13 protein-coding genes are annotated in these 12,725 nt (G+C 58.5%); 8 read left to right on the top strand and 5 right to left on the bottom strand.

Features of this window, described 5'->3' with window-relative positions; genetic code table 11:
* Nucleotides 1-115 precede the first annotated feature (115 nt).
* Nucleotides 116-604: an isochorismatase family protein gene (locus KGB24_RS17185; RefSeq protein ID WP_008035580.1), complete on the bottom strand. Its 489-nt coding sequence runs from the start codon at nucleotides 602-604 to the stop codon at nucleotides 116-118.
* Between the two features lie 110 nt (nucleotides 605-714).
* Here KGB24_RS17185 and KGB24_RS17180 point away from each other — a divergent pair, with 110 nt between their 5' ends.
* Entirely contained in the window at nucleotides 715-1,143 is a 429-nt protein-coding gene (locus tag KGB24_RS17180; protein ID WP_223415370.1) for a hypothetical protein, read from the top strand.
* A gap of 121 nt (nucleotides 1,144-1,264) precedes the next feature.
* On the opposite strand, the gene KGB24_RS17175 is transcribed toward KGB24_RS17180, so the two are convergent.
* Entirely contained in the window at nucleotides 1,265-1,882 is a 618-nt protein-coding gene (locus KGB24_RS17175; RefSeq protein ID WP_223415369.1) for a LysE family translocator, read from the bottom strand.
* Nucleotides 1,883-2,029: 147 nt separating this feature from the next.
* Here KGB24_RS17175 and KGB24_RS17170 point away from each other — a divergent pair, with 147 nt between their 5' ends.
* From KGB24_RS17170 to KGB24_RS17145, 6 genes are all read left to right on the top strand, one after another.
* The gene (locus KGB24_RS17170) at nucleotides 2,030-2,482 is read left to right on the top strand and encodes an Lrp/AsnC family transcriptional regulator (RefSeq protein WP_223415368.1); all 453 of its coding nucleotides are present in this window, start codon (nucleotides 2,030-2,032) and stop codon (nucleotides 2,480-2,482) included.
* Nucleotides 2,483-2,661: 179 nt separating this feature from the next.
* A complete protein-coding gene (locus KGB24_RS17165) occupies nucleotides 2,662-3,003 on the top strand; it encodes a hypothetical protein (RefSeq protein WP_008037830.1) in 342 nt (113 codons plus the stop codon).
* A gap of 99 nt (nucleotides 3,004-3,102) precedes the next feature.
* Nucleotides 3,103-4,359, top strand: coding sequence for a TolC family protein (locus KGB24_RS17160; protein WP_223415367.1), 1,257 nt, complete (start codon nucleotides 3,103-3,105; stop codon nucleotides 4,357-4,359).
* Nucleotides 4,356-5,654 (top strand): efflux RND transporter periplasmic adaptor subunit, encoded by a 1,299-nt coding sequence (locus KGB24_RS17155; protein ID WP_223415366.1) that lies wholly within the window; start codon nucleotides 4,356-4,358, stop codon nucleotides 5,652-5,654. The genes KGB24_RS17160 and KGB24_RS17155 overlap by 4 nt, the downstream gene beginning before the upstream one ends.
* Nucleotides 5,651-8,809, top strand: a complete 3,159-nt coding sequence (locus KGB24_RS17150) for an efflux RND transporter permease subunit (protein WP_223415365.1) — start codon at nucleotides 5,651-5,653, stop codon at nucleotides 8,807-8,809. The genes KGB24_RS17155 and KGB24_RS17150 overlap by 4 nt, the downstream gene beginning before the upstream one ends.
* Entirely contained in the window at nucleotides 8,806-9,153 is a 348-nt protein-coding gene (locus tag KGB24_RS17145; protein ID WP_223415364.1) for a copper-binding protein, read from the top strand. Before KGB24_RS17150 ends, KGB24_RS17145 begins: the two co-directional genes overlap by 4 nt.
* Nucleotides 9,154-9,212: 59 nt before the next feature.
* On the opposite strand, the gene KGB24_RS17140 is transcribed toward KGB24_RS17145, so the two are convergent.
* Nucleotides 9,213-9,638 (bottom strand): hypothetical protein, encoded by a 426-nt coding sequence (locus KGB24_RS17140; protein WP_223415363.1) that lies wholly within the window; start codon nucleotides 9,636-9,638, stop codon nucleotides 9,213-9,215.
* 129 nt (nucleotides 9,639-9,767) lie between these two features.
* Between KGB24_RS17140 and KGB24_RS17135 the strand changes: the two genes are divergently transcribed.
* Nucleotides 9,768-10,424, top strand: a complete 657-nt coding sequence (locus KGB24_RS17135; protein ID WP_223415362.1) for a TetR/AcrR family transcriptional regulator — start codon at nucleotides 9,768-9,770, stop codon at nucleotides 10,422-10,424.
* A gap of 167 nt (nucleotides 10,425-10,591) precedes the next feature.
* Here KGB24_RS17135 and KGB24_RS17130 read toward each other — a convergent pair whose 3' ends face one another.
* Nucleotides 10,592-10,864, bottom strand: coding sequence for a hypothetical protein (locus tag KGB24_RS17130; protein WP_223415361.1), 273 nt, complete (start codon nucleotides 10,862-10,864; stop codon nucleotides 10,592-10,594).
* Nucleotides 10,865-11,160: 296 nt separating this feature from the next.
* Nucleotides 11,161-12,183, bottom strand: a complete 1,023-nt coding sequence (locus KGB24_RS17125; protein WP_223415360.1) for an IS110 family transposase — start codon at nucleotides 12,181-12,183, stop codon at nucleotides 11,161-11,163.
* Nucleotides 12,184-12,725: the final 542 nt, after the last annotated feature.

Raw genomic sequence — 12,725 nt, 5'->3', positions numbered from 1 at the left:
AACGTTCATCCGTTTCGGTGCAGCCATCCTGACCCTGCGCCGACAGGCTGCCGCACAAGAGAAGTGCGCCTATCCACGAATGCCTGCTGCGGTGGCTTTCCTGTTCGTGATCACGTCACTTTTGCTCGGCGATCAATCCTGAAAGAACTTCAGCTGAGGTGGTGGTGTGCCGAAAATGGTGGGTCCAGAGGCTGATACCCAGTTGCCCGGAGCGGTCCAGGGATGAACCCACCGTGAGGTCGGTGACGAGCGTCGGATAAAGGCCGGCGTCAAACAGTGCAAAGCCTGCGGCCAGGACACAGGTATCCGTCTGGATACCGCAAACCAGGACGCGGTCCGGCTTCAGGCGCTTCAAATAGTCCATGGTCTCTGGCGACGGTGCATAGCCGTGCTTGACGAAAACCTGCTCTGTTTTTACCGCGCTGCTGTCGAGCGCCGCAGGGTGCCAGCCGAGCTGTTGATGGAACGGCGTGCGCTGCTCGTCATGCAGCTCAACGGTCGCCACCGCCGGGACAACGTCCGCGAGTTTTTGAATACCCTTCACGAGCCATTCAGGCGGCGAGAAGGTGGATTGAACATCCACAACGAGAAGAACTTGGCGCATGGTCTGGATTCTCCATTCGGCGCGCTACATTATCACCCCGTGCACTCAGCGCCAGTGCACAGCAGGTGTCTGATTGACAGGACTGCTACTCATATCAAGGAGACACCAAGATGGTCGAAGAGATTTTGAAATCGAAGCTGGTCAATTTTCTGGTGCCCGACGCCCGAGTGGACTACGACACCGTGAGCGATCTGTACGACGAGGCGGGGAGTGGCGATGTGGACGCGCTGGCCGATGTGCTTGAGGTCTTCAGGCACGCATACGGAGGACTTTGGGTTGGCGGGAAGGTGGAGGTGACTCACTCCGTGGTTCGCTTGAGCGCCAATGCCCTGAACCGTGCCATTCAGGATGGAACGATGGATATTGAACTCCCGCTGACATTGGTCCGCAAGGTCAGCGTGGAAGGTGGGTTTGTCACGAAGATCGTCCGACTGGACACCGACGTTGGCAGCGTTAAATTCCGCTGTTTTGGTGCGAAGGACGTCGCCTCGCTGATCGAGAGAATGACCCACTCGACAGCTTCGATCCTCGCTCGGTAAGCAGGCGTTGTGGAAGGTGCCAGCGCCGCTGGAGAGTGGCGACAATGCCACTCTCGTTCGCCAGCCTGTGCAGTGTTGGTGTGGGGCAAAAACCCTGTGCAATGCTGGCCTTGTCACTGGCTTAACCCAACAGCTGCTCGCCGAGCAAAACGACCGCGAAGATGATCATGGCCGTTCCGGAGAAACGACTGACACACCGGGCCGCGGCGGGGCGTGCTTGCAATACGGCCTGTGAGCCGAATCCCACGAGCAGATAAATCACGCCACAACTGACCGTGTGGATGAGCCCCAGCGCAATCATCTGCATCGGCACAGGCCAGGCCGCTGCCGCGTCGGTGAACTGAGGCAGCAGCGCCAAAAACAGCAAAAACACTTTCGGATTCAGCCCGCTCACACAAAGCCCCTTGATCGCCCAACGCTGCCAGGAGCCCGGCGCCTGAGCATCATCTGAGTGCGGCGTAGCGGGGCGGGCGAGCATGTTGATACCCAACCACAGCAGATAACCGGCCCCGGCAACGGTCAGCACCGACAAGGCAACGGGGTGGTTGGCCACCAACGTGCCGACGCCCGCGGCAACGATCATCGTGGCAATCAAATGACCGGACAACAGCCCGCCCACGGCGGGTATCACGACCCGGCCCTTCAACCCCGCCGAAATCGCGTAAGCCCAATCTGCCCCCGGCGTGATGACGAACAGAATCGACACCGCCCAAAAAGCCACGAAAACACTCAAGGTCATGGCGCTAACCACTTCTGCTGCTGATACACCGTGCTCTGCATCGTCCTGCTCCGAAAAATATGGATGCGAGGAAGAATAAGGAAATCTTGTTAGAATTTACTTTCAAAGATGATCATCAGAGTGCGTAGAGTTGGGAGAAAATTCGAAATGGACAGGATTGATCGCAATATTCTTTCTGAGCTGCAAAAGGACGGTCGCCTGTCGGTCACCGAACTCGCCGAACGCGTGGGCCTGAGCCTTTCCCCTTGCCATCGACGTGTTCGAGCATTGGAGGAGTCGGGTGTGTTGCTCGGCTACCGAGCCCAATTGGACCCAAGCGCATTGGGCCTTAACTTTTCCGCAATGGTGTTTGCCACGTTGCGCGAGGGCGACCGCAAAGCGGTCGAGGCGTTCGAGACGGCGCTCGTCGACATCCCGCAGGTGGTCGATGCCCAGCGGTTGTTCGGCGAACCGGATTATCTGCTGCACGTCATCACTCAGGATTTGCCGGCCTTTCAACGGCTCTACGATGAAAGCCTTTCGACCTTGCCCAATGTGCAGCGGCTGACGTCGACGCTGGTCATGAAACGGGTGGTGCAGGACAGGCCTTTGCCCCTGTGATGAGAGAGGCGGGGGAATGGGAAGCACACGATCCCGCGTGGATTTCAGGATGGTCGATGAACACGTAATGCTGGCTTAATTCATGTCCGGTGTTATCGCCTGCGTCGGAACCTGACGACGGGTTGCTGACGACTCAAATCCCATCGTAAGAGCCATTTGCAGCGACTACACTCCAGCCCATGAAACGCTATCTGCGGTTTTGCATCATTTTCATGATCAGCCTGGCGCTTCCCCTCAGCGGGATGGCGGGCGTTCAGGCACCGACAGAACCGTGCCCCATGAAGACGATGGGCATGGCGATGATGGACGGCATGGGAATGGACTGCTGCAACGACATGAAAAGCCCCACCGAGCACGGCAAGCCTTGCAAACCAGGCCAGGAATGCAAGACGGGCGGCATGCTGCAAGTCTCGATTATCAAGCCTCCCGTCACCGTATTCAGCCCCGTAGCGCTTTCCTTCTTTAGCGATTCCCTGCCCGTGCAAACCCCGTCCGGGGTATGGCGACCGCCCCGCGTTTGATTCCTGTCCCACATCGAACCTCATTCCGCATTAGCGGGATGACCTGGCTGTGCGCATGTCTTTTGACGCGCGCAGTTGATGATCACAGGAATCGTAGACATGAACTCCAAGTGCTATTGCACAGGCTGGCCCCTCGTGGTCGGCCTGGCGGCAAGCGTACTGGCATTGCCGAGCTTCGCTGCCGCACTGACACTCGATGAAGCGTTGCGGCTGGCCGAAAACAATGCGCCGTCACTGACCGCACAAGACGCCAGGATTCAGGCTGCCAGCAGCGCAGCCATCCCGGCGGGTGAACTACCTGATCCCAAGCTGCTTCTGGGGGTGCAGAACTACCCCATAGGCGGTCAGGATCGCTGGAGCCTCGACGAGGATTTCATGACCATGCAAATGGTTGGGGTCCGGCAGGAGATGCCGAATAGCGACAAACGCAAAGCCCGTATCGAGGTCGCCGATGCGGCTGTTGATCGCGCCGCCGCCGAGCGTCGGGTCGAACGTCTGAAGGTCCGCCAGTCCACCGCGCTGGCCTGGATCAGCAGCTATTCCATCGAGCGTAAAGATGCGTTGTTCCAGGACTTCTACAAAGAAAACCGCCTGCTGAGCGATACCGTCCGGGCCAGGATTGCTGGCGGCCGCGCCCAGCCCGCCGATGCGGTGACACCCAAGCAGGAAGCCGCTCAGTTGGCAGAGCAGCAGGACGATCTGATTCTGCAGCGAGCCCAGGCCCGAGCCGCCCTCAAACGCTGGATTGGCTCAGCCGCCAACGACAAGCCTGTGGGCAGCCTGCCTGAATGGCCCGTCGATACCTCAAGCTACTCCCATCAACTGCAACACCATCCGGAGCTGGCAGCGTTTGCGCCGATGACCCGCGAAGCGCAAGCCAGGGTTCGTGAAGCCGAGTCGGAGAAGCAATCGGATTGGAGTTGGGAGCTTGACTATCAGCATCGTGGCCGACAGTTCGGCGACATGGTCAGCGTGCAGTTTTCCTGGGATCTGCCGTTGTTTCCTGACGCTCGCCAAAACCCGAAAATCGCAGCCAGACACGCTGAACTCAACCAGCTTGAGGCCGAGCGCGAAGCCTTGTCACGCGAGCACACCCAGCAACTGGAAAACCAACTGGCTGACTACGAGCGCCTGAATCGTGCCGTGCACCGAAACCATGAAAGCCTGTTACCGCTGGCCAAGGAAAAGGTCGAACTCAGCATGGCCAGCTACCGGGCCGGCAAAGGCGATTTAGACACCGTTGTGAGCGCCCGACGTGAACTCATCGAAGTTCGGCTCAAACAAATCGACGTGGAAGAGCAGCGCGCGCTGACCAGTGCACGTTTGTATTTTGCTTACGGGGAGGCCAGCCGATGAAACTTGAAAAATGGAACGGGGCATTGCTGGTTAGCCTTTCGCTGGCATTGGGTGTTGCCGGTGGTTACGGGGTCGCGCACCAGCGTATGAGCGCAGCGCCAAATGCCGTGGCGGAGCAAGACATCAATGCTGTGCCCGAACGCAAAGCCCTGTATTGGTACGACCCGATGTACCCGCAGCAAAAGTTCGACAAACCGGGCAAGTCCCCCTTCATGGACATGCAACTGGTTCCCCAATACGCCAGCGGCGCAGGAGATCGGGCGACTGTCAGTATCGACCCGGGGCTGACCCAGAATCTCGGGCTGCGTTTTGCGACTGTCACCCGTGGAACCTTTCATTCCAGCCTCGACGTGACAGGTGTCCTGGCGCTCAACGAACGTGATGTTGCGGTGATTCAGGCACGCACCGCTGGCTTTGTGGAGCGAGTCTATGCCCATGCTCCCGGAGATGTGCTGAACGCCAACGCGGCGTTGGCGGATATTCTGGTGCCGGAATGGGCTGCGGCTCAGACAGAGTTCCTTGCCCTGAAGCGTAACGGCGACGCTGAGCTGCTGGCGGCGGCCCGCCAGCGACTGCAGCTCACCGGAATGCCGGCAGCGCTGATCACTCAGATAGAGCGTAGCGGTAAGGTTCAGCCGTACCTGACGCTGACCAGCCCCATCGCCGGTGTGTTGCAAGCGTTGAACGTACGCACGGGCATGACCGTGGCGACGGGCGACACGCTGGCACGCGTCAATGGCTTGAGCAGTGTCTGGCTGGCCGTGGCCGTTCCAGAGTCGCAGACCGGATCGATCACAGTGGGGCAGACGGCCGAAGCACGGCTGCCAGCCTTTCCGGGGACTGTGCTCAACGGCGAGGTCAGCGCTATTTTGCCCGAGACCAGTGCGGACAGTCGCACCCTGCGTGTGCGGGTGGAACTGCCCAATCCGGACGGACACCTCAGGCCGGGTTTGACGGCGCAGGTGCGCCTGAACCGTTCGAGCGAACACAGTGTGTTGTGGGTGCCAAGCGAAGCGGTTATTCGCACGGGGCGGCGGGCCTTGGTGATGCTCGCCGAAGACACCGGCCACTACCGCCCGGTAGAGGTGCAACCCGGACAGGAAAGTGATGGCAAGACGGCCATTTTGAAAGGACTGGAAGAAGGCTGGAAGGTGGTTACGTCTGGCCAGTTCCTGCTGGACTCGGAGGCCAGCCTCAAGGGTATTGTTGCCAGCACTGAGGACGAGTCGCCACCCAGCGCAGCAGCCTCCGGTATTCATGAGACGGATGGGGACAAATCGGGGAGCCAGCCATGATTGCGGCCCTGATTCGTTGGTCAGTCGCCAACCGGTTCCTGGTGCTACTGGCGACACTGTTCGTCACGGCGTGGGGCATATGGTCAGTGCAGAGCACACCCATCGATGCGCTGCCGGATCTCTCGGATGTTCAGGTGATTATCCGCACTCCCTTTGCGGGGCAAGCGCCGCAGATTGTCGAGAACCAGGTGACCTATCCGTTGGCCACCACCATGCTCTCAGTGCCGGGAGCCAAGACGGTGCGTGGTTATTCCTTCTTCGGTGACAGCTTCGTTTACGTGCTGTTCGAAGACGGCACTGACGTGTACTGGGCCCGTTCGCGGGTGCTGGAATATCTGAGTCAGATACAAAGTCGGTTGCCGGCCAGCGCCAAACCGGCGTTGGGACCGGATGCAACGGGGGTGGGCTGGATCTATCAGTACGCACTGGTGGATCGCAGCGGTGGACACGACCTGGCGCAACTGCGCGCGCTTCAAGACTGGTTCCTCAAATTCGAACTCAAGACCCTGCCCAACGTTGCGGAAGTGGCCACGGTGGGGGGCATGGTCAAGCAATACCAGGTGCAACTCGATCCGCTGAAACTGGCCAGCCTCGGCATCACTCAGACAGAGGTGACCGAGGCTATCGGCAAGGCCAATCAGGAAACGGGTGGCGCGGTACTGGAGATGGCAGAGACCGAGTTCATCGTGCGCGCTTCCGGTTATCTGAAGACGCTCAATGACTTTCGGGCGATCCCGCTCAAGTTGGGGGCGGATGGTGTGCCGGTGACCCTTGGCGATGTCGCCACTATTCAGTTGGGGCCGGAAATGCGGCGGGGCATTACCGAACTCGACGGCGAGGGCGAAACCGTCGGTGGCGTGGTGATTTTGCGCAGCGGCAAGAACGCTCGCGAGACCATTGCGGCGGTCAAGGCCAAGCTCGACGAACTGAAAAGCAGCTTGCCGGCCGGAGTGGAAATCGTCACCACCTACGACCGCAGCAAACTGATCGACCGCGCGGTGGAAAACCTCAGCCATAAGTTGATCGAAGAGTTCATTGTCGTCGCGCTGGTTTGCGGGATCTTCCTTTGGCACTTGCGCTCATCACTGGTGGCGATCATCTCCCTGCCGGTGGGCGTGCTGATGGCCTTCATCGTCATGCGTTACCAAGGGATCAACGCCAACATCATGTCCTTGGGCGGGATTGCCATCGCCATCGGCGCCATGGTCGATGCTGCCGTGGTGATGATCGAGAATGCCCACAAGAAGATTGAGGCCTGGCACGCGGCCAATCCGGGGGAGGAACTGAAGGGCGAGCGTCATTGGCACGTCATGACCGAAGCAGCGGCAGAGGTCGGCCCGGCGCTGTTCTTCTGTTTGTTGATCATCACGTTATCGTTCATTCCGGTGTTCACCCTGGAAGCTCAGGAGGGGCGACTGTTCGGACCGTTGGCGTTCACCAAAACCTATGCGATGGCCGCGGCGGCGGGGTTGTCGGTGACCTTGGTGCCCGTGCTGATGGGGTACTGGATTCGCGGGCGAATTCCCGGTGAGCAACAAAACCCGTTGAACCGCTGGTTGATCAGGATCTACCAGCCGGCCCTGGAGGCGGTGCTGCGCCGTCCCAAAGTCACCCTGCTGGTGGCTCTGGTGGTGTTTGTCAGTGCGCTATGGCCGATGTCGCGCCTGGGCGGTGAGTTTCTCCCGCCTTTGGACGAAGGCGATCTGCTCTATATGCCTTCCGCTCTCCCGGGGTTGTCGGCACAGAAAGCTGCGCAGCTGCTGCAACAGACCGACCGCCTGATCAAGACGGTGCCCGAAGTCGAGCACGTGTTCGGCAAAGCGGGGCGTGCCGAAACTGCCACCGACCCGGCACCACTGGAAATGTTCGAAACCACCATTCAATTCAAGCCACACGAGCAATGGCGGCCCGGCATGACCCAGGAAAAACTGGTGGAAGAACTGGATCGCGTGGTTCGGGTTCCAGGGCTGACCAATATCTGGATACCGCCGATTCGCAACCGTATCGACATGCTTGCCACCGGCATCAAAAGTCCGATCGGAGTGAAAGTCGCCGGCACCCAGTTGACGGACATCGATGCTGTCACCCAGGCGGTCGAACGGGTGGCCAAAGGCGTACCCGGTGTCAGTTCAGCGCTGGCGGAACGCTTGACCGGCGGCCGCTATATCGACGTGGATATCGACCGCAAGGCCGCCGCTCGCTACGGGCTGAATATCGCTGATGTGCAGTCCATCGTGGCCGGCGCTATCGGTGGTGAAAATGTCGGGGAGACCATTGAAGGGCTCGCACGTTTCCCGATCAACGTACGTTACCCACGGGAGTGGCGTGACTCGCTTGGTGCCCTGGAGCAATTGCCGATCTACACGCCGTCAGGCATCCAGATCACCCTGGGGACAGTGGCCAACGTCAAAATCAGCGACGGCCCGGCGATGCTCAAAAGTGAAAACGCGAGGCCTTCAGGCTGGGTCTATATCGATGTGCGTGGCCGGGACATTGCCTCAGTGGTCGCTGATTTGCGCCGCGCCGTAAATGAGCAGGTCAAGTTGCAGCCTGGCATGAGCCTGAGCTACTCAGGACAGTTCGAGTTTCTCGACAGAGCCAATGCACGACTCAAACTGGTGGTGCCAGCCACGCTGTTGATCATCTTCGTGCTGCTTTACCTGACGTTTGCGCGCTTCGATGAGGCGTTGCTGATCATGGCCACGCTGCCATTCGCGCTGACTGGCGGGGCATGGTTCATCTATCTGTTGGGATTCAATCTGTCGGTCGCCACCGGTGTCGGCTTTATCGCCCTGGCCGGTGTTTCTGCCGAGTTTGGCGTGATTATGCTGCTCTATCTGAAAAACGCCTGGGCAGAACGTGAAGACCTCGGCGACAGCACTGAGCGCGGGCTGGTTGCGGCGATTCGTGAAGGCGCTGTGCAGCGTGTTCGCCCCAAGGCCATGACCGTGGCCGTGATCATTGCCGGCCTGTTACCCATCCTGTTGGGCAGCGGAACCGGCAGTGAAGTGATGAGCCGCATTGCCGCGCCCATGGTCGGCGGCATGATCACGGCTCCCTTGCTTTCCCTGTTTGTCATTCCGGCAGCCTATCGCCTGATGCGCCGCCGACATCTCGTCATTGAATCCACTCACCTTAAAGGAAACGTCGTATGAAACTGACCCATATTGCAGTGGCAGGTGCCTTGGTTGCATTGTCTTTCTTGGCTCGTGCAGAGGACATGCCGGGTATGAAAATGGACGGTATGGAGGGCATGCAGACAAAAGAGACAACGCAGGCGCCCGTCGCTAATGCCAGCGGAACGATCAAGGCTATCGATGCTGCCAGACACACGGTGACCATCTCCCACGGCGCAGTACCCGCCGTGCAATGGCCGCCGATGACCATGGCCTTTTCCGTGACGGATGATCAGCTCGCCGGGCTGTCGACCGGAGACCGTGTCTCGTTTGTTTTCCAGGTCGAGGGTGGCCGCGCGACGATTGTTTCAATCAAAAAATAGGGCCGCGGTGGTGCAAGTGGCCGGCACATTTTGTGTGCCGGTCGTAAGGACAGCTGACTTCAAGACGTGCGCGACTCACGTGTTGCGCTGCTCAAACCCATAGCCGTTACACCGATGCGCGAGAACACCAGCCACACAAACAGCAGCACACTGCAACCAACAAGAATGGAAGCGACGCCAATCAACGGCTCAATGGCCGCGACGCCCTTGAGCCGCAACGTCAGTGCGCCGAGCATTACCGGGACGCCAATGTTGTACATCCAGAACTGTGCGGCAGCCGCGCGCCCTTCGGTGATTGACGGGTGCGCTGTGCCGATGATGCCGAACAGGGCCATCGACACCCATCCCAACAGATTGACATGAGCATGTACCGCGAAAAGCGAGTGGTCGCCGGAAGCGCCCATCGCCACGCCCAGCATCACGCCAATGGCGAAGTAGAGGGCGGCGAGCCGAAACCAGGTCCGTGAACGGGGGTTGTGATTCATGGCATTCACCTCATGCGCCCAGAGGCGCGCTCAATTGCTGAAATATAACGGGCGACCTCTTGTCGGTTGGTTGTTGCGTGCCTATTATGAGACTCAAGTCTCATGAATAGACAGAGTCTCATATATTCCATGTCGATCCCGAAGTCAACCCCGTCTGAACCCGGCGGCGATTTGCAAGGCCGCGCCAACCAGAAACTGCGAACGCGTCAGGCGCTGATCGATGCCGCCATCGCCTTGCGCGACGAGGGCCAAAACCCGACGGTTGCGCAAGTGGCCGAGCGCGCGATGGTCTCGCGCGCCACGGCCTATCGCTATTTTCCCTCGACCGAGGCATTGATCAGCGAGACGGCAGCGGATCGTGAAATGAAGCCGCTGGAGAGCTTCTGGCGACCGGGAGATGACCCGGTCAAGGGCATCGGCCTGGCCGCGAACGCGTTGAACAAACTCTTGATCGACGACGAGATCGGCCTGCACGTGATGGAACGTTCGTTCATGTCGGTGTGGCTCGAAAGCGAGACCCACGAGCCCCTGCGCCCTGGCCGGCGCATGAGCTACATCGAACCGATCGTCGACTCGCTGAAGGACGTGCTCTCGCCCCGTGCACGCAAACGACTGAAGCAGGCGCTGTCGATCGTTATCGGCACCGAGGCGTTGATCGCCGTGCGCGACATCAGTGGCGCGAGCGTCGAAGAATCACTCGACACCGCTGCGTGGGCGGCGAGGGCGCTGGTTCGACAGGCGTTGGCGGAGAATGAAGAGGCGCGGCGAAAGCGCAATTCCGTGTAGGTCGGGTTGCGGATTTCTTCTGCGCGACACTGAGTTGCCTGTGTTTGCTCAGGTAATGTAGGTGGCGGCTTTTGGCCGATAGTGGGCAGGAGTCATGCCGCAGAATAGCGATGTCAGATCTTTTTATAGTTGAACAAAAAACGGGCGCCTTCAGCGCCCGTTTTCATTCACTCCTTCGCCTGCGCCCGCAATCGCCGACCAATCACATCCATCAAGTCACAGCCGTCGCGCAACGGAATGGCAAGCAATTTGGAGAAGTCCGACAACACCACCGTGTCGCAACCAATCTCGGCACGAAAGGCGATGTTCTCCAGCACCTGAGTAACTGCGCGAATTCGGTAGTCAGCGACGGCTTGCAATACGTCGAGTGGAGCTTCGGTGTCGATGAGCAGGGAAGCCGGAACCAGGTCGATTCCAGTGAGGGGCATGTATCGATTCATTTGAAGATCTCTGTTTGATTGGCTCAAAGGCCGTCACTCAGTCGTCGCCAAACGATTTGTATGGTCAGCCCACCTCCTGCAACCACGAGCGATGAGCGGTAAAGCATGCTTGCGCTAATGTATCCGGGCTTATGGTCGGCAATGTTGCCGCCTGGCCCTTGATGAGTAGTCGCTCCTGCCTGTCCTTAAAAAGGGTGCCAGCTTCGAAAGCTGATTCGTTTGCCAGGTTTTCAAGCAGGAGTTGAGCTGTTTATCGTCATCATCTTGTCGTCGCAAAAGCCGGTAGTGAATGTCGATCAAGTCATGGATTGTGCGTTGTAGCTAACTCCGTGAGCTAAAACAGCCCATACGATCCTTGCCAATTTATTGGCCAAAGCGCAGGCAACTTTATTCGGGTGCTTTCGTATCAGCAGGTCTCTGCACCAAGTCCCCAAAGCATCGGTACGTTTATCTATGTGCACCAGAACGGCACGCGAGCCTTGAATCATAAGCTTTCGAAGGTATTTATCACCGCGCTTGCTGATGTTTAAAAGGACAGTTTGGTCGCCTGTTGAATACTGCCTCGGCACTAGTCCCAGCGAAGCGGCGAAGTCTCGCGACGAGTGAAAATTGGAAGCGTCGCCGACGTCGGCCAGCAGCGCGCTAGCGATGATCGGGCCGATGCCGGGGATGCTCATCAGGCGTGTTCCCGCATCATCAGTGTCCATTTGCTCTTTGATACTCCGGTCAATCGCCTTAATCTCGTCGTTGAGCCGTTTCATCTCTTCCAGTAGATGTTCAATAAAGGACTTCAGCTGCTGCGGTAACTCGGCGGCAGGGTCGTCTAGAATTTGGTGAACCTGATTCATGGCCGCTTTTGTTGCAGGCAATTCGATCCCGAACTCAAGCAAGAACCCGTGAATGCGATTTATCGTTTGAGTTCGGTGGCCTACCAACGCCTCCCGAAGACGGTGCTGGGTTGATAGCACCTGCTGTTCAACGGTTTTGATGGCAACGTAACGTGTTTTAGGACGGGATGCGGCTTCGCAGATTGCCTCAGCGTCGATGTAGTCGTTTTTGTTGCCGGTGACGTAAGGTTTCACATGTTGAGGCGCAATCAATTTCACTTGATGACCGAAAGACAAGAGCTTCCTGGCAAGCCAGTGTGAACCGCCACAAGACTCCATCGCTATGGTGCAGGGCTTCAGCCTCGCGGCAAACTCAAGCAAGCGGTTGCGATTGAATTTCTTGCGCAATACTTCCTTGCCTTTGGCGTCGTGCCCTATTAGATGAAAGGTGCTTTTTCCAATATCCAGGCCGAGCAAGTCCAAGATGTCCATGAGCGGTCTCCGCAAGTCAGTGAGAACCCCGATAAGTTTAGATTTAACGGGGGTCCCGTACTGGGCTGACCATCTCATTAGGGTGGCAGCTGTGCGCAGGTTGGCGAACCGGCACAGAGAACACCGGCAGACCCGAAGGCCTCCCGCGCACAGCCGCCATTACAGCGGCTTTGCGGGTGCGACGACCCCTGCAACAAAGCGTAGAGCCCTCGCATGTCGCCAAACCCGAATCGCCATTTTGGGCGACGGGGTGGACTTTAAGGTTCATCGGAACGGCGGGCAAGGTGAGGAGTTCCGAGGTTTGTGTAGGAATTTTTATAGCGTCCTAGGAGCGTTATGCCTCTTCCGTTGGCGAGTGTTATCGGCCAGAAGCAGCCACTCAAACACCGAAACCCTTGCCTAATGCCTTATCGATTAACGTAGCCTAAAGAGTTAACCGATCCGCCTTAGCCAAATACCGCTCATCGTGCAGCGGACATCGGATTTTATGGTATTCAGGCTGTATCACTCATGGAAGACAGCGCGCCGATACTTCTTCCGAA

It is taken from the genome of Pseudomonas sp. BF-RE-25, assembly GCF_019956105.1.
Classification (GTDB): domain Bacteria; phylum Pseudomonadota; class Gammaproteobacteria; order Pseudomonadales; family Pseudomonadaceae; genus Aquipseudomonas; species Aquipseudomonas migulae.
This window is presented reverse-complemented; position numbering and strand designations above follow the sequence as displayed.